15 protein-coding genes are annotated in these 16065 nt (G+C 65.1%); 2 read left to right on the forward strand and 13 right to left on the reverse strand.

The genetic code is table 11. The features are described 5' to 3' along the window. Positions 1-35: 35 nt before the first annotated feature. The 11 genes from ACSQ3Y_RS13110 to ACSQ3Y_RS13160 all read right to left on the reverse strand — a co-directional run bounded on the left by ACSQ3Y_RS13110 (position 36) and on the right by ACSQ3Y_RS13160 (position 11923). On the reverse strand, positions 36-1175 hold the full coding sequence (locus ACSQ3Y_RS13110) for a hypothetical protein (RefSeq protein ID WP_436177566.1): 1140 nt from the start codon (positions 1173-1175) through the stop codon (positions 36-38). A 121-nt stretch (positions 1176-1296) separates the two neighbouring features. Next, positions 1297-1536 carry a hypothetical protein gene (locus tag ACSQ3Y_RS13115; protein ID WP_157412651.1) on the reverse strand — a complete coding sequence of 80 codons (240 nt, stop codon included), beginning with the start codon at positions 1534-1536 and terminating at the stop codon, positions 1297-1299. Positions 1537-1553: 17 nt separating this feature from the next. Continuing rightward, positions 1554-3107: a DUF4331 domain-containing protein gene (locus ACSQ3Y_RS13120; protein WP_436177567.1), complete on the reverse strand. Its 1554-nt coding sequence runs from the start codon at positions 3105-3107 to the stop codon at positions 1554-1556. A gap of 340 nt (positions 3108-3447) precedes the next feature. Then, positions 3448-4248 (reverse strand): SDR family NAD(P)-dependent oxidoreductase, encoded by an 801-nt coding sequence (locus ACSQ3Y_RS13125; protein ID WP_436177568.1) that lies wholly within the window; start codon positions 4246-4248, stop codon positions 3448-3450. Next, positions 4245-4445: a hypothetical protein gene (locus tag ACSQ3Y_RS13130; RefSeq protein WP_436177569.1), complete on the reverse strand. Its 201-nt coding sequence runs from the start codon at positions 4443-4445 to the stop codon at positions 4245-4247. The genes ACSQ3Y_RS13125 and ACSQ3Y_RS13130 overlap by 4 nt, the downstream gene beginning before the upstream one ends. After that, complete coding sequence (locus ACSQ3Y_RS13135) at positions 4442-5305, reverse strand: PCC domain-containing protein (protein WP_436177570.1); 864 nt, start codon at positions 5303-5305, stop codon at positions 4442-4444. The genes ACSQ3Y_RS13130 and ACSQ3Y_RS13135 overlap by 4 nt, the downstream gene beginning before the upstream one ends. Next, positions 5292-6917 (reverse strand): acyl-CoA synthetase, encoded by a 1626-nt coding sequence (locus ACSQ3Y_RS13140; RefSeq protein WP_436177571.1) that lies wholly within the window; start codon positions 6915-6917, stop codon positions 5292-5294. Before ACSQ3Y_RS13140 ends, ACSQ3Y_RS13135 begins: the two co-directional genes overlap by 14 nt. After that, positions 6914-8083, reverse strand: coding sequence for an acetyl-CoA acetyltransferase (locus tag ACSQ3Y_RS13145; protein ID WP_436177572.1), 1170 nt, complete (start codon positions 8081-8083; stop codon positions 6914-6916). The genes ACSQ3Y_RS13140 and ACSQ3Y_RS13145 overlap by 4 nt, the downstream gene beginning before the upstream one ends. 79 nt (positions 8084-8162) lie before the next feature. Beyond that, positions 8163-10007: an SLC13 family permease gene (locus ACSQ3Y_RS13150; RefSeq protein WP_436177573.1), complete on the reverse strand. Its 1845-nt coding sequence runs from the start codon at positions 10005-10007 to the stop codon at positions 8163-8165. A 68-nt stretch (positions 10008-10075) separates the two neighbouring features. Beyond that, positions 10076-11092 carry a TRAP transporter substrate-binding protein gene (locus tag ACSQ3Y_RS13155; protein ID WP_436177574.1) on the reverse strand — a complete coding sequence of 339 codons (1017 nt, stop codon included), beginning with the start codon at positions 11090-11092 and terminating at the stop codon, positions 10076-10078. Between the two features lie 36 nt (positions 11093-11128). After that, a complete protein-coding gene (locus ACSQ3Y_RS13160; protein ID WP_436177575.1) occupies positions 11129-11923 on the reverse strand; it encodes an SDR family NAD(P)-dependent oxidoreductase in 795 nt (264 codons plus the stop codon). A gap of 137 nt (positions 11924-12060) precedes the next feature. Here ACSQ3Y_RS13160 and ACSQ3Y_RS13165 point away from each other — a divergent pair, with 137 nt between their 5' ends. Continuing rightward, positions 12061-12852: an IclR family transcriptional regulator gene (locus ACSQ3Y_RS13165; RefSeq protein WP_436177576.1), complete on the forward strand. Its 792-nt coding sequence runs from the start codon at positions 12061-12063 to the stop codon at positions 12850-12852. Between the two features lie 169 nt (positions 12853-13021). On the opposite strand, the gene ACSQ3Y_RS13170 is transcribed toward ACSQ3Y_RS13165, so the two are convergent. Together ACSQ3Y_RS13170 and ACSQ3Y_RS13175 are read right to left on the reverse strand one after the other, a co-directional pair. Next, on the reverse strand, positions 13022-13960 hold the full coding sequence (locus tag ACSQ3Y_RS13170; RefSeq protein ID WP_436177577.1) for an NADP-dependent oxidoreductase: 939 nt from the start codon (positions 13958-13960) through the stop codon (positions 13022-13024). Positions 13961-13976: 16 nt separating this feature from the next. Further along, on the reverse strand, positions 13977-15059 hold the full coding sequence (locus ACSQ3Y_RS13175) for an alkene reductase (RefSeq protein ID WP_436177578.1): 1083 nt from the start codon (positions 15057-15059) through the stop codon (positions 13977-13979). 109 nt (positions 15060-15168) lie between these two features. Here ACSQ3Y_RS13175 and ACSQ3Y_RS13180 point away from each other — a divergent pair, with 109 nt between their 5' ends. Next, the gene (locus ACSQ3Y_RS13180; RefSeq protein WP_436177579.1) at positions 15169-16047 is read left to right on the forward strand and encodes a LysR substrate-binding domain-containing protein; all 879 of its coding nucleotides are present in this window, start codon (positions 15169-15171) and stop codon (positions 16045-16047) included. The last annotated feature ends 18 nt before the right edge of the window (positions 16048-16065 follow it).

Genomic DNA, 16065 nt, shown 5'->3' on the forward strand with positions numbered 1-16065 from the left:
CGCGCTGGCCGTTCGTTGAAAAAGCGACGGCTGCATCACTTGTCTCCCCGTGCTTGCCAGCGCGCCAGGCGCGCGTCCTGCAGGCCCGTGCGCTGAAAGCTCTGCACCACCGCGCGGTGGGCGGCGGGGTCACCGGACTGCTCGGAGGTCTGCAGCGCCAGCCACCAGTCCAGGGGCTCCTTCTGCAAGGCCAGGTTGGCCTGTGCGGCCTGCCAGGCCTCCCGGGGTTGGCCATGCAGCCACAGCGCCAGCAGCGAGCGCTCGCGGGCATGGGCATCGAGCGCCTCGCCGCGCGCCGCAAGAGCCGCGAACCGGGCCTGCAGTTCGGTGGCCAGGGCCTGCGACTGCACGGTCTTGCCCATGAGCCGCAGGGCCTGGGCGCGGCGCAGCAGCACGGCGTCGCTGGCGGGTTGGGCCTTGAGCACGTCCACGGCGGCGGCCGGGCGGCCCAGGCGCAGCAGCAGGTCGGCATGGGCCAGGGCGGTGTAGCCGTCGGGCGCCGCAGCCAGGCTGCTGCGGTAGGCGGCATCGGCTGCGTCGTCGCGCCCGGCGCGTTCCTCGCTCTCGGCCAGCAGCGACAGCAGCCAGGCACGGTTTGCCGGGTCCGCTGCCTGCCCGATGAGTGCGGTGAAGCCGCTGCGTGCCGCGTCGCTCTGGCCCTGCAGCGAGCGGCTTTCGAGCAGGCAGGCCGTGGCGTGCAGCGCAGCCCCATGGCGCGCCACGTTGCGGCAGGCGGTCTCGGATTCGGCATAGCGGGCGGCCACCCGCTCCAGCGTGGCCAGGGTCAGCCAGCCCTGCACCTGTGCAGGGTCGACCTGCAGTGCGCGCTTCAATGTCGCGCGCGCGGCGTCGAATTCATGGCGGCTTTGCTCCACCGTGGCCTGCAGCACCGCCAGTTCGGCGGGCGCATCGGGCTTGCCCCACCACAGGGCCAGCACGGCCTGGGCGCGGCCCAGGTAGCGGGGGTCAGCGGTCTCGCGGGCCAGCGTGATCCAGCGGCGCGCGGCAGTCGCTGCGGCCTGCGGCGTGGCCGGTGCAAGGCTGACCCGCTCGGGCAGCACCTCGATCACCTCGGTGTCCGAAGCGGGGCGCAGCTCCTGCACGGCGGCGGCGGCCGCGCCCAGGCAGCACAGGGCAAGGCCGATCCCCCAGAGAAGGCGGGCAGGGTGTGTCATAGGAATCCGCAGGGTTGAAGGGATGGGCGGCAGCGAGCAAGCGGCGAGAAACAGGCCGCAGGCCCGCGCAGGCAACAGGCGGCGGCCGCACGCAGGCATGCGGTCACCGCCCCTGGCGAGGTCACAGACGGGTGTCTGGCTCGTCGGTATCGCTGGTGGACAGCACCAGCTGTTCCACAGCCACGGGTTCCGCCGTGTCCTGCACGCTGGCCGCAATCGGCTGGGTGTAGGCAAAGGCATTCACCGCTCCGCCGCCGCCATCGGGCCCGGCGTTGTCGCTGCCGCCGCCACCGCCGCAGGCGGTCAGCGCCATCGCTCCCACGGCCACCAGGGCGGCCTTTTGCATCGTGATGTTGGGCATGGTGTGCATCCTTCGCATCAGAAGTTCTTGGCGCCAGGCAGCGGCGTGTTCACGTACGGGAAGGCGGTCTTGTAGTCGGTGGCCTTGGTGCGTGCACCGTCCACGAACTCAACCGCGCCAGCAGGCGCATCGGCGGGCTTGCAACCCACCTTGAGCGCATCGGTCGCTCCCGTCAAGGTGCACAGCGCACCCATGGCCACGCGCAGCGAGACGTCGACCACGTCATCACCCAGGCGGCGCCCGTTGGGGAAGCCGGCCGCATCGCCCGCCACCACGCCCAGCGAGTTCTGCGCACTGGCCGGCGTGGCTGCAATGCCGGTGTTCAGGCGCAGCATTTCCGCCAGCGGCCCGCCGGTACCCAGTGCCGTGATGTTGCCCGGGCGGTTGACGGTGGGCAGGCCCGTGAGGAAGGCCGTCATCAGGTCGGTGCGCGGGAAGTTGGTGGGCGCCTGCGCGCCGAACAGCACCTGGATCAGCGCCGGCAGCGTGGGGTGGGTCACATAGTCCGCGAAGTTGGCGGCATCGTCCTTGGGCTTGGACGCATTGAACTTGTCCTTGTCCTTGAGGCCGATGACGACTTCATTCACCAGGGGCATGCCCAGGCGCGACACCTGGGTCCAGGCGCCGCCCGCCTTTTCGCTGGCCTGCAGGCCGGAGTCGGGCTTGCCGTTGAGCACACGCGCCTGGCGCAGGCTGGCCGTGGTCCAGCCGCCAATGACCTTCTCGCCCGATGCAGCGGTCAGGCAACCGGTGGGCATCTCGACGGCGAGCGAGGTGACGTTCTTGTTGGCGATCTGGCCCGCGCCGAAGGCCGCGGCATTCGATTCGCTGGTGATCACGGCCGCTGGGGCGTTGACCAGGTCGAAGATGGTGCCCAGGGATACCGGGAAGGGGTCCTGCCGCTGGCCCACGAACACCTTGCCCGGCGTGGCGCAGCCGGGCACGTTGATGCCATACACATACTTGCCGGCATAGGCGTCGTAAGCGGCGGCGTTGCCCAGCGACTTCTCGCCGATGTAGTCGATGGGCTTGGTGAAGGTGGTGCCCCCACCGGCCATGGTGATCTGCTCGCGCTTGCCGGTGCGCCGGTCGCCCCGCACGATGAACATTTCATACTCTTCGCGGTACGACACCGGGTCTGCCGCAGCGCCCGTGATCCCGCCCGCATTGCGCAGCGGTATGGCCACCTTCTTGCGGGCACCGTCCGGGCCGATGTCCAGGGTGATGCCGGCCCCGCCGTTGTTCAGCGTGTTCTTGAAGCGGAACTGCAGCGTGATGTCTTCCGCCGCATCGCCGTTGTTGTCGATGTGGATCTCGTACAGCGCATTCGGGTCCAGGCTGAAGTAGTTGGGCCCGCCATAGGGGTCCTGCAGGGGCAGGTAATTGGCGATCATGGTGACGAAGCCGCCACGCCCCGCCTCGTAGCTGTTGAAGAGGTAAAAGTCCGCACCATCGACCTTGGGCTGGGTCGTGATGAAGGGCGCCTCTCGGTGGCTGGATGCCAGGCTGACGCCGGCAGTGCAGGCGGCAAGCGCCGCAAGCGCTACCAGACTGAGTTTCCTGATGTGCATGGAGATCTCCTCGTGGGTATTCGGCCGTGAGCGCAATAGCTCGCCTGCTGATACGCCCGAGGGCTCCGGGTGGATGCACTTATCTGCGTGTGCAAGGGTTAACCCCTAATCGTCTTGCATGGCCACCCCAAGGGGCCAAGCAAACAACCACACCAGGGGCTGCCTGTCTTCGATGCTGCCTGATACGCCCGCTGCGCCCATAGACATAGCTCGAAAGGGGCGCATCTCGACCTTTGCCCAGCGTGCCAGTAAATCGATGCAGTGACCCGTCAGGCTCTGTCCTCGTCCATGGTTCTTTGACAAGGCCGTTCTCCTTCACCTGCTGCGGACCATCGGATGTTCACGCTCCGTTACCCATGACGCAACTCTGCCCGCCATCGACTGGCAGGCACACTCCGGTGATGAACGGCGCCTCGTCAGAGGCAAGAAACACGGCGGCGTTCGCAACGTCCCAGGCGGTGCCCATCTTCCCGAGTGGCACAGCCCTGTCTCGTGCCGCCTTCATCTCCTGCACCGACCCATACTGCGATGCGATCTCCCGATAGATCAGCGGCGTATCGACAGCCCCGACCAGAATCGCGTTCGCACGAATTCCATGGCAAGCGTACTGCAGGGCCAGCGCCACGGTCGCCTGGTTGACGGCTGCCTTGGCTGCGTAATAAGCGAAATACGGATAGCCTGTCCAGCGAATGGAGGCCAGTGACGAGATGTTGACGATGGCGCCGCTGCCCTGAGAAACCATGTGCGGGAGCACCGCCTTGCAGGTCCGGTAGACGCTGCCTACATTGATGTCGAGGGTTCGGTGCCATGTTTCCTCGTCCAGCTCTTGCGGCCCACCCATGGCCGTAATGCCGACGTTGTTGTGAAGGATATCTATCCGGCCAAAGGCCTCCATCGCATGGTTCACCGCATCGGTTACCGACTTGATGTCGGTGACGTCCGCCTGAACTGCCATCGCTTGGTGCTGTTCTGCTTGAATCAGCGCGACCGTTTCGCGCGCGGCCTCTTCCATGCGGTCAATCGCAATCACGCGGGCACCCTCTCTGGCATAGGCGACGGCTGCAGCCTTGCCGTTGCTCCACCCCGGGCCGGACGATCCAGCGCCGAATACAAGGACAACCTTGTCTTTTAATCGATTCATTTTTGCTCCTTGAGGCTTGATTGATGCGACCGTTCAGCCCCAGGCAGTGAACGGCTTGTGCCAGCGTTCAACGGCGAGGCCGATTGGCGCCAGGCGGCTACGGAAATCGCTTTGGCGAAGTCGCGCAAGGAGTGCACATCTCGCGCACGATATTGGCTGGTGCGCCGATGAGAAGAGAGCGGTCCGAGCGTGCTCATGGCGTCTTCTCATGTGGCTCGATCACCAGTTCAAACGTGATCAACACCGGGTTTTCCCCGCGCTTCAGCCAGCCTTGCGCGATCTCCCCCGAGTGCGCTACCAGCCCGACATCCACGCTCGCCCGAAGAGAGCCATCAGGACCGGGTTCGATCTTCCCGGCCCGCACAAAGACCTCGGTGACAAACGGCTCCACCGTGCGACCATCGTCAAATACCGCACCAATAAGGCTGCCCACACCGCCGCGGATGCTGGCGCGCCGGATATTCCGCTCGGCGCACAGGCCTTCCAGTGCCAGGCAGAGATCCTGGTTGGGCCGCAGCCGAACCACAAGGGCGTTGGTGCCGCCGGGCGGCGCATCACCCGCTGATACTTGCATCAGATTGAAGTTTGTCTCCAGGTCAGCCGCGGCCTCAAAGCCTGCACCTTCGAGCATCCATGCCTGCAGCTGCACAGGGGATGCGACCCGGGACTCGTTCGGGATCAGGTGCCCGCTTCTGCGGCGCCCATCTGGTTCAGTCCAGATCGCATGGCAATGCAGAGAAGGTTCACCCTTGCGCAGGCCGAAGGTGATGCTGCCGGACTCGATCCTCGCCTCGCCAGTTGCCTCAAAGCGGTCGCTGAAATAGGCAACGTGCTCCGGCGTTTCGGAAAGGGCGGGCATGTAGTAGGCCAATGGCGCGAAGCTGCCACCTCGCAGCGAGAAGACGGCGCTGGAAACCCCGTGCGATCGAACTACGTCGGCCAATCCTTCCAGCAGAGTCACGCCCGGCTGCAACCGCACATCAACCGCCCGGAGGCTTGCTGGCGCACATTGCACGCGCTGTGGATGAACCGGGCCCGGTTGTTCAATGCTGCGCATCAAGCTCTCCCGCCGCTGTCAGCAAGCCGCGCTGGCGCAATTCGGCGCGCACCAACGGCTTGGGCACCTTGCCGTAGCCGGACTTCGGCAAGGCGTCCCAGAAGAACACCCGCTTGGGCAGCTTGTAGCGTGCGATGCGGCTGGACATCCAGTCCAGCACCTGCGCTTCCCCCAGGTGTACGCCTTCGCGCAGTACGCATACGGCCACCCCCACCTCGCCCCACTTGGGATCAGGCACGCCCACGATGGCCACCTCGCTGATGGCCTCGTGGGTCAGCATCTTCTCTTCGATCTCGCGTGGGTAGATGTTGGAGCCGCCGGAGATGTACATATCGGACGAGCGGCCCGTCAGGTAGATGTAGCCCTCTGTGTCGCGGTACCCCAGGTCTCCGGTGCGGAACCATCCGTTTCGAAAGCACTTCGCGTTGGCTTCGGGATTCTCGAAGTAGCCGGCGAACACGGCAGGGCCAATGGCGCAGATCTCGCCCGTCTGGCCCGGTGCCACTTCATGGCCCGCATCATCCTGGATCGACACCTGCATGCCGATGCGCTCGAAGCCGCAAGTGCCCGGACGACGCTCTTCGTTGTCGGCGTCGTGTTCACGGGCCGGCAGCACGGTGATGTTTCCGGTCGCCTCTGCCAGACCGTAGTACTGCACCAGCACAGGGCCGAGCTTCTTCAGCGCCAGCTTTTGATCCTGGCGGTACATGGGCGCACCCGCGTAGACGACGTAGCGCAGGCTCGAGTGATCGTACCGATCCACGCCCGGGTCTTCGACCAGCATCTTCAGGATCGTTGGAACCGTGAACAGATTCGTCAGCCCATGCTTTTCGATCAACTGGAATGCCATTTCAGCGTCGAACTTGTCCGAGGGCATCAGCACCGTGGCGCCACCCCGCGCAATCATGTTCAACTGGTGCACGCCCGCACCGTGCGACAGGGGTGCCAGTACCAGCGATCCATCAAACTCTGTGGAACCGGGCATCAGGTCACACAGGTGATTGGTGATGACGAACCCCATTTGCCCGTGCGTGAGCACGGCGGCCTTCGGCCGGCCGGTCGTACCGGACGTGAAGAAAAGCCAACATGCGCTGTCGCGTTGCACGCTGGCGTTGGGCACGATCCGGCCCACCTGTTCTTCCATCAAAGTCCTGGCGTGCAGTACATCGCCTTGGACAGGGGCTTCTCCGGTAAGCCAGACACGGTGTACGCCCGCCACCGCGCGATCCACCGCCTCGGCATACTCGGAAAAGTCTGTCTGGCACAGGAAGACGCGTGGCCGCGTCACCTCGGCCATGTACACCACGTCATCGGGCATCAAACGAAAGTTGGTGGGCACCCATACCGCGCCGATGCGGAACGTGGCCAGCATCGCCTCGAACATTTCATTGCTGTTCTTGCTGTGCGCCAGCACGGCTTCGCCGGGCTGGACGCCCAGGTCCAGCAAGGCACCGGCCAGTGCCGAAACGCGGGCGTCCAGCTCCGACCATGACCAGGACGCAGCTCCCCAGACCAACGCGGTGCGCTGCGGGAAGCGCCGCGCATTCTGCGTGAGCATGTAGGCCAGATTCACCGCGCTGGGCGACATGAAGTCCTGGTGGATGATCTTCATTTGACGCGCTCCAGAATCGACACATAGTTCGTGACGGCAGCGCCGCCCATGTTGAAGACCCCACCGAGCTCCACGTCCGGCATCTGCATGTCACCCGCTTCACCCGCGAGCTGCATGGCCACCATCACATGCTGGGACACACCGGTCGCCCCCAGCGGATGGCCTCTCGCCTTCAGCCCCCCCGTCACGTTCACGGGCAGCCTGCCGCCGCGCAGGGTCAGGCCCTCCCTGATGGCGCGCCAGCCTTCACCGCGCGGCATGAGGCCCATGGCCTCGTACTCGATCATCTCGGCGATGGTGAAGCAGTCGTGGGTCTCCACCAGGTCCAGGTCGTCGAGTGAAATTCCCGCCGCTGCCCGGGCTTTGTCCCACGCGAGGTGAGCACCGTCGAATGCAATGGGGTCGCGCCGCGACAGGGGCAGGAAGTCGTTGACCTGTGTGCGCGCACGCAGCCGGATGGCTCGGCGCAAGCTGGAGGCGGTTTCTGCATCGGCAAGCACCAGCGCCGCCGCGCCATCGGACACCATGGAACAGTCCGAGCGCCGCAGTGGACCGGCCACCAGCGGATTGCGCTCGGAGACCGTGTTGCAGAACTCGAAGTCCAGCGCCTTGCGCACATGGGCATAGGGATTGTTCACGGCATTGGCGTGGTTCTTGACGGCGATCATGGCCAGCTCTTCCCGGTGATCTCCGTGGCGCTCGAAGTAGGCCTCTGCGATCCGCCCGAAGATGCCTGCAAACCCTTGGGGGTTTTCTTCCTCCTTGCGGTAGCTGCCACTCAGAAGAATGTCTGGCAGCAGCCGTGACGGCAGTGCCGTCATCTTTTCTGCGCCAATGACCAGTGCGATGCGACCACGGCCACTTTCGATGAAATCGAGCGCCGTGTGGAGCGCGGCGGTACCGGTCGCGCAGGCGTTTTCAACGTGGATCGTGGGCGTAAACCTGAGCAAAGGCTCGCCCAGCGATACCAGGCCGCCTTCGAAGCCCTGGGGCGTGAGGCCATTGTTGAAGACGCCAACGGCCGCGAAGTCCACGTCCTGTGGCGCGACGCCAGCGTGGTCCAGTGCCGGGCGAGCCACATGGGTGATCAGGCTCTCGACGTCGGGCAAGTCCAGCTTGCCAAAGGGCGTGTGCGACCAGCCGACGATGCAGGCGTTTTGTTTCATGGAAATTCTCCAGAAGTGATTTGAGGGAGTGCGCAGGCCAGCAGGCCTGGCCTCATGGAAAGGGACGGTTCAGCGGCGGCTACAGGGCCACTGTTGAAATCCAGGGCACCGCCGCGATGACGATGACGCCCACGATCAGGGCCGCCAGGTAGGACCAGATTGCGCCCATGACTTCATCGGGCTTCGCATCGCCGATCTTGCAGGCGATGTAGAAGCCCACGCCTATCGGCGGCATCATCATTCCGACGTTCATTGCGCAGACGATCACCATCGCGTAGTGGACGTCGTTGATGCCCAGCGTTTTGGCGATAGGGAACATGATCGGCGCCAGCAGCAAGACGGCGGGAAGGCCTTCAAGCAGGCACCCCAGCACCACGAATACCGCGATGGTGACCGCCATGAAGGCGATGGAGCCGCCCGCAAGAGTGGTGAGCGTCTGCGACAACTGCTGGACCACTCCGCTTTGTGTGATGGCCCACGCCATTGCCGATGCCGAGCCCAGCACCAGCAACACCGTGCCCGAGAGCGCCGCCGTGTCCACCAGCATGCGGTAGACGGTGTGCGCCTTCAGGCCGCCATACATGACGTGGCCAACCAGCATGGCGTAGATGACCGCGACGGTGGACACTTCCGTTGCTGTGGCCACGCCTTCGCCAACCAGGGTGCGGATCAGGAATGGCAGGGCCAGTGCCGGTCCGGCCACCAACACGAGCTTGCCAACGCGGCGCATCGGTGCGCGCTTGGCGCCGCTCATGTCCTCGTGGCGCGCCTTCCAGCGGGCCAGCACCACCAGCATCAACAGCAGCACCATCGCCACGACAAAGCCCGCCTGGAACAGGCCCGCTATCGACACCCCCGCCACGGCGCCCAGCACGATGAGAACGATGCTTGGCGGCACCGTGTCGGCCATGGCCGCACCTGTGGCCAGCAGCGCCACCATCTCGCGCGGCTTGTGGCCACGCCGCTTCATTTCCGGGAACAGCGCTGGCGCCACGGTGGCCATGTCTGACACCTTGGAGCCCGAAATTCCCGAGACGATGAACAGTGAACCCAGCAGCACATACGACATGCCCGCCTTGACGTGGCCCAGCAGCGAAGCCAGAAAATCGACAATCGCCTTGCCCATGCCAGTGGCATCCAGCACACAGCCCAGCAGCACGAAGATGGGTACGGACACAAGAACAAGGCTCGATATGCCTTCATCCATGCGCCCCACGACCACCAGCAGCGGGACACTCGTGCTGAACGCTATGTAGCTGATCGCTCCGGCTGCGAAGCAGAACGCGATGGGCGCGCCCGCAGCCAGGCAAACAGCGACAAAGCCCACGAGGAAGATCGCGATGTTGACGCTGCCGAGTTTCATCAGTTGCGGCGACATTCCCCAGCAGAGTGCTGCAATGGCCGCCACCAGCAAGGCCGCTGCGGCAAGTGCGGGAAGGCGAACTGTGCGCAACGCGAATCTCAATACCAACGCCAGCATTCCTGCAATGCCGAAGGCCAAGGCCGACACACGGAAGGAGTTGGGAATGTCCATCGCCGGCGTGCGGATGAACCACTCCTCCTGCACATAGGTGAATGCCGGCTCTACCAGTGCAATCAGGACGGCGGCCACCGCTGCCAAGGCAAACGCGTGCACGTATTCCCGCAGTGGCTGCGGCATCCGGTCAACGAAGACGTTCAGGCGCAAATGCTCGTTGCGGTACACGGCGATCACCGCGCCAATCATTGCCAGCCACAGGAACTGAAGCGACACGGATTCGTCGAGCCAGATGAGCGGGTGAGAGAACAGGTAGCGCGAGACGACGCCGACAAACAGCAGCAGCGTGATCGATGCGGCCAGCAATGCCGCCACGGCTTCTAGCGCTTTCACCCACCAGGGGCTATCGCTGGCCCCGTCGGCGGCCGCTGACAGCAGCGAAGCCAATACATCGCCAGTCCCAGGTGGGGCAACCATGGAGGTGCCCTTGCTTGCGGTGTTCATGGCGGTGCCCCTCAACCGAGTTTTCCAACGGAGCGCTCAAGGATGGCCCAGGCCTCTTCGCCGAATTTTGTTTTCCATTCGGTGTAGTAGCCCGCATTTCGCAGCTTGTCGCGGAATGCACTGGTCGCCGGCGTATTGAAAGCCATGCCCTTGCCGGTCAGCTCTTGCTGCAGGGTGCTGTTGAGCGTAGCCATGTCGGCACGCTGTGCGACTGCGGCTGCGTTCAGGTGCTTGGCCGCGACCTCGCGCAGCTGCGCAGGCAAGCGCTCCCAGGCACGGCGGTTGGCCAGGAACCAGAAGCCGTCCCACATGTGGTTTGTCAGCGAGCAGTACTTCTGCACCTCATGCAGCTTGAAGATGGAGACGACCGAAAGAGGGTTCTCCTGTGCGTCCACTACCTTGGTTTGCAGTGCCGTGTACATCTCGGACGCATTGATCGACGCCGGCGCTGAATCGAAGGCTTTGAACATCGATGTCCACATCGGAGATACGGGCACCCGGATCTTCAGGCCGCGCAGGTCATCAGGGCTGTTGATGGGCTTGATGGAGGTCGTGGTCTGGCGAAAGCCGTTGTCCCAGATTTTGTCCATGGCCACCAGATTGGCCTTGGCAATCTGGCTGCGCACGTAGGTGCCCAGGTCGCCGTCCATCGCTTTCCACACCGCAGCGTAGTCTGGGAACGCAAAGCCCACGCCGCTCAGCGCGGCCCCCGGCACCAGGGTGGACAAGATCAGCCCCGACAACGTAAAGAACTCGACACCACCGGCACGCACCTGGCTGAGCGTGTCGGTATCGGAGCCCAGCTGGCTGCTCGGAAATATCTGAATATCGAGGCGCCCGCTTGTTTCGTTGCGAATGGCATCTGCGGCGGCCTTCGCACGCACGTTCAAAGGATGCGTCAGCGGAACGTTGTTGGCGAATTTGTAGGTGAATTCGGCAGACTGGCCAAAAGCCAGCTTCATGGGCGCTACCGATGCAGCGGCTGCAACAGCGGTTCCTTGGATCATTTTGCGGCGAGTGATGTGCATGGGATGTCTCCTGGTGTTGTTGTGGTGGTGGGGAAGCTATGCGGGGGCCCGGTCGACCAATTCATGGACCAACATGCCCGCCGCAACAAAGCCGCCGTCGACGGCGAGCGTCTGTCCGGTGATGTAGCTGGCCTGCTCCGAGCAAAGGAAAACAATGCTGTCGGCCACTTCGTCGGTGCTGCCGTAGCGGCGCATCGGAACCATGCGACCGTAGGCGGCGCGGGTTTCGCTGCTGTGGTTGGCCTGTGAGAGGGCGGTATCTATGGCCCCAGGGGCGATGGCGTTTGCCGTGATGCCCCAAGGGCCGGCTTCTATTGCAAACTGTCGCGTCATCGCGATCAACGCTGCCTTGGAAGTGCCGTATGCCATGCGGCCCGTTCCGGCACGTATCCCGCTGATGGATGACACATTCACGATCCGCCCCCAGCCTGCCTGCTGCATGTGCGGCAGTGCGTACTGCATCAGGAGCATCGGCGCGGTGATGTTCACGGCCACTGTCAATTGCCAGTTTTCCAAAGAGCAATCCGCCGCTGCGACCAAGCCCGCCACGCCGGCGTTGTTCACCAGAATGTCGGGCGGCCCGAACTCCGCCATGAGCGATGCAATCGCCTGCCGCAGGCCCGGACCGTCGGCCAGGTCCACCACACAAGGCGTGGCGCAACCGCCTGCTGCATTGATGCTGCGCGCCACGGCGGCCGCAGCGTCGGCGTCCTTGTCAAGGACATACACGCGAGCGCCGTGATCGAGTGCCAATTTCTCCGCCGTGCGGCGCCCGATACCGCTGGCGGCACCGGTGACGAGCGCCACTCTGGCAGGGTTCGGATGGGTCATGGGTCTTGTCTCCTCGGTTCACTATGTGTAGCTGCCTTGAAGTATGAAATCCATGGCCTGCCGAAATCTAGAGGGAAAACAGGGCCTGCTTGCATAAGATGGTCCACAATGTGACCCTCTATGCAAGGGTTTTTCCTATGTCGATAGCAAACGAGCCAGCGCCAGAAACGCCCGGCGCGCAGACATTGCGCCGGGGATTGAGCATCCTGAAACTTCTGGCCAGGTACCAGCCGGAGGGGCTGGGCGTAAGTGACATCGCGCGCAAGCTGGAGCTGAACAAAGCCACCGCCGTCAGGCTCACTCGCACACTGATGGATGAACAGTTCGTAGCGCAGAACGCTGACACGCGCCGCTATCAGCTGGGGCCGGAATCATTTGCCGTCGGGCTTGCGGCAGAGCCCCACTACGCGTTGCAGCGCATCGCCGCGCCGCACTTGCGCGCACTCGCGCTGGAAACGGGGGACTGGTTGTTTTTCTCGGTGCGGCATGGCCTGGAGGCCATCTGCCTCTCGCGCGAGAGTGGCGACATTCCCTATCCACAGGCCTCGCTGCGTGTGGGGGACCGCCATCCGCTGGGACTGGGCGCGGGCGGGCTGGCCATCCTTGCGGCCTTGCCCGAGGAAGAAGCGGAGATGGTCATCACGATCAATGCCCCCGAAATCGCACGCCGCTACCCGCAAATGACCGAAGACACGGTGCGCAACCTGCACCAGACCGCGCGAGGGCAGGGGTACTCGGTCATTCCTGGCGTCCTTGCGCCCGGCTTCTGGGGCATCGGCGTGCCTGTACTGCGGCCTGACGGGCAGCCGCTGGCAGCCATCGTTCTTCTGGCCAGCGCCGTCCGGCTGGGCTATGCGCGGCAGGCCACCATTGCTGCGCGGCTGCAGAGGGTCAGCCGCGATTTGATGTTGGCGCCGAGTGACAGCTAGGAACTTGCCCGGCAGAAGGAGCGTCGGCTGCAACGCCCGAAAGCCGCTCTCGCCGGGGTTTGCCTCCAGCGCCCAGGGGCCCCTGGGCTTGTCGGTACTACCCAACGATCCTCGGCTTTCGCGCGTTTCGCTTCAGTGCCTTTTGCCGCGCGGACTCCAGCCAGCCCGATCAGCGCCCAAGGTCGGCCACCACCTTTCCAACACGCGGACCGGTGCGGTTGCGCTCGATGGCGGCGGGGATGTCGTTGAAACGCACCGTCTCGCTGATGTGGGAGATCAGCGAGCCTTGGGCGATCTGGGCCGCAAGCTGCGCCAGTAGCGCCGCGTCTGCCCGGTTCACGAACCACAGGCCGCGGCGGCCGGCGGGTGTGCGCGCAAGGATGTCCGGCGTGGCCGCGCTGACGATGGCGCCGTCTTTGGACAGCACCTGCCATGAGCGATCGAGCACGTCGCCGCCGGCATAGTCGAGCACCAGATCGATGTCCTGGGCCAGCGACTCGAAGCGCTGTGCCCGGTAGTCGATGGCGTGGCCCGCGCCCAGGCTGCGGACGTAGTCGAGGTGTGCGGCGGACGCCGTGGCGAAGACTTCGGCACCCGCTTGCTTGGCGTACTGCACGGCATAGCCACCCAGCCCGCCCGCTGCACCGTGGATGAGGATGCGCTGGCTTGGGGCGATGGGCCCCGCCTGGTGCAGGCTCAGCCAGGCCGCGACGGCCGCCACGGGGATACCGGCGGCCTGCACATCGGTAAGTCCCTCTGGCGTATGCACCAGGTTCTCCTCGGCGACCGGCACGAATTCGGCATAGGCACCGAGTCGGCCCAGCGGGCCCATGACGCGGTCGCCCACCTGAAAGCGCGAGGCGCCGGGCCCGAGCGCCTCGACGGTGCCTGCCAGCTCGATGCCCAGCACGGCAGGCAGTTGCACGGGGAAGGCCTTCTGCACGAGGCCTTCGCGGAACTTCCAGTCGATGCCGTTCACGCCGGCTGCGCGCACGCGCACCAGCACCTGGCCGTCGCCAGCGGTGGGTGTCGCAATCTCGCCGATCTCGGCGGCGCCGGCACCGCCATGGGCGCGCACCAGCACGGCGCGTTGGGTAGGGGTTGTCATGGGAGGGTTCTCCTGTTCAGGCCGCTGCGCCGCCCAGGCGGGGGTAGTCCGTGTAGCCCTTGGCGTCGCCACCGTAGTAGGTGGCGTGGTCCGGTGGGTTCATGGGTGCGTTGGTCTTCAGGCGTTCGATGAAGTCGGGGTTGGCCAGCACCATCTGTCCATACGCCTCCAGCTCGGCCAGGCCCGATGCCAGGTCAGAGCCGATCTGCTCGCGTGCGCGCCCTGGGCGGTTGACGATAAGGGTGCCGCTCCACAGGTTGCGGATGTCTGCCACCAGGGCCTCGTCGCCGACGTGCATCACATGCAGGTAGGCCAGGCCGAGCTTGGAAAGCTCGGTGGTCAGGTAGCGGTAGAGGGCCGGCGCTTCGGCGCCCTCGTCGATGCCCCAGAGCTTGGCGCCCGGCGAAAAGCGGATGGCGGTGCGGTCCGCACCGATCTCCTGCGCGATGGCGGTTGCGACCTCGATCGCGAAGCGGGCACGGTTCTCGACCGATCCACCGTACTGGTCGGTACGGGTGTTGGCGCTCGGGGCGAAGAACTGCTGGATGAGGTAGGCATTGGCGCCGTGGATCTCGACCCCGTCGGCCCCGGCCTCGATGGCCCGGCGCGCGGCCAGGCGGAAATCGGCCACGGTCTGCGCAATCTCATCGGTGGTGAGCGCGCGGGGCTCTGGGATGGGCTGCATGCCGGTCATGGTGAACATCGGCGCACCGGGGGCGATGGCCGATGGCGCCACGGGCTGCCGGTGGTGGGGCGTGTTGTCGGGATGGGACATGCGCCCTGCGTGCATGAGCTGGATGAACAGGCGCGAGCCCTGGTCGTGCACGGCCTGGGTGACGGCCTTCCAGCCGGCGACCTGGGCATCGGTGTAGATGCCGGGGGTGCACAGGTAGCCCTGGCCGTCGTCGGAAGGCTGCGTGCCTTCTGAGACGATGAGGCCCACGCTGGCGCGCTGCGCGTAGTAGGTGGCGGTCAGGGCCTTGGGCGTGCCGTCGAATTCGGCGCGCGAGCGGGTCATCGGTGCCATCACCAGGCGGTTGGCGAGGGTGTAGCGGCCGACTTTGACGGGGCTGAAGAGGGGGTTCGACAGGGGATTCATGAGGGGACTACAGAAAAATGGGGGGTGCGAAGCTGGATCTTCGATTAACCTACCTATGAGATAAAGATGGTTTAATGAGAATGATTGATCCATAAATGGCACTATCAACATGCAGTACCTGAACGACATGGGGCTGTTCGTCGAGGTGGTGAAGGCCAAGAGCTTTCGCGCGGCGGGCGATGCGACGGGGGTGCCCAACTCGACCTTGTCGCGCCGCATCGGGGCGCTGGAAAAATCCATCGGCCTGCGCTTGCTGCACCGCACGACCCGCAGGATCGAGCTGACCGAGGCGGGGCAGGTCTACTACGAGCGCTGCCGGCGCATCGTCGAAGAGGCGCGCATTGCGCACGAGCAACTGGGCGACATGCTGGCCCAGCCCAGTGGCGTGCTGCGCGCGTCGTTGCCGGTGGACTTTGCAACCATCTACATGGCGCCGCTGATCGCCGAGTTCGCCCAGCGCTACCCGGGCATCGCCTTCGAGCTGGACCTCACGCCGCGCCGGGTGGACCTGGTGGCCGAGCCCTTCGACGTGGCCATCCGCATGGGCGAGCAACCGAGTTCGACGCTGATCGCGCGGCAGCTGGCGCGCCTGGCGACCCACCTCTACGCATCGCCTTGCTACCTGAAAAGTGCAGGCCAGCCCACCGAGCCCGCTGAACTGGCGCAGCATGAGTGCATCGGCAACCCCAAGCTCGGGCCGTGGGTGTTGCGCAAGCAGGATGCCAGCGTCGAGGTGGTCATGGGGCGGCGCTTCACGGTCAACAGCGTCGGCATGTACCGCAGCCTGGCGGTCTTGAACCAGGGGATCGCGCTGCTGGCCGAGGGCGTTGCCGCCGACGACGTGGCCGAGGGGCGCCTGCGCCGCGTTTTGCCCGGCTGGCAGGGCCCCGACATCCCGGTGTACGCAATGACGGAGACGCGGCTGCTGCCCGCCAAGACGTTGCGCTTCATCGAGTTCCTGCAGGAGCGGCTGGGCACCCGCCCTTGAACCGGTCGAGAATCGCGG

It is taken from the genome of Acidovorax sp. LjRoot66 (assembly GCF_964253305.1).
Lineage (GTDB): Bacteria > Pseudomonadota > Gammaproteobacteria > Burkholderiales > Burkholderiaceae_C > Acidovorax.

Bases quoted from the DNA above. Each gene is read 5' to 3' on its own strand.
- ACSQ3Y_RS13110 (WP_436177566.1), bottom strand. From the start codon at position 1,175: ATGACACACCCTGCCCGCCTTCTCTGGGGGATCGGCCTTGCCCTGTGC.
- ACSQ3Y_RS13115 (WP_157412651.1), bottom strand. From the start codon at position 1,536: ATGCCCAACATCACGATGCAAAAGGCCGCCCTGGTGGCCGTGGGAGCG.
- ACSQ3Y_RS13120 (WP_436177567.1), bottom strand. From the start codon at position 3,107: ATGCACATCAGGAAACTCAGTCTGGTAGCGCTTGCGGCGCTTGCCGCC.
- ACSQ3Y_RS13125 (WP_436177568.1), bottom strand. From the start codon at position 4,248: ATGAATCGATTAAAAGACAAGGTTGTCCTTGTATTCGGCGCTGGATCG.
- ACSQ3Y_RS13130 (WP_436177569.1), bottom strand. From the start codon at position 4,445: ATGAGCACGCTCGGACCGCTCTCTTCTCATCGGCGCACCAGCCAATAT.
- ACSQ3Y_RS13135 (WP_436177570.1), bottom strand. From the start codon at position 5,305: ATGCGCAGCATTGAACAACCGGGCCCGGTTCATCCACAGCGCGTGCAA.
- ACSQ3Y_RS13140 (WP_436177571.1), bottom strand. From the start codon at position 6,917: ATGAAGATCATCCACCAGGACTTCATGTCGCCCAGCGCGGTGAATCTG.
- ACSQ3Y_RS13145 (WP_436177572.1), bottom strand. From the start codon at position 8,083: ATGAAACAAAACGCCTGCATCGTCGGCTGGTCGCACACGCCCTTTGGC.
- ACSQ3Y_RS13155 (WP_436177574.1), bottom strand. From the start codon at position 11,092: ATGCACATCACTCGCCGCAAAATGATCCAAGGAACCGCTGTTGCAGCC.
- ACSQ3Y_RS13160 (WP_436177575.1), bottom strand. From the start codon at position 11,923: ATGACCCATCCGAACCCTGCCAGAGTGGCGCTCGTCACCGGTGCCGCC.
- ACSQ3Y_RS13165 (WP_436177576.1), top strand. From the start codon at position 12,061: ATGTCGATAGCAAACGAGCCAGCGCCAGAAACGCCCGGCGCGCAGACA.
- ACSQ3Y_RS13170 (WP_436177577.1), bottom strand. From the start codon at position 13,960: ATGACAACCCCTACCCAACGCGCCGTGCTGGTGCGCGCCCATGGCGGT.
- ACSQ3Y_RS13175 (WP_436177578.1), bottom strand. From the start codon at position 15,059: ATGAATCCCCTGTCGAACCCCCTCTTCAGCCCCGTCAAAGTCGGCCGC.
- ACSQ3Y_RS13180 (WP_436177579.1), top strand. From the start codon at position 15,169: ATGCAGTACCTGAACGACATGGGGCTGTTCGTCGAGGTGGTGAAGGCC.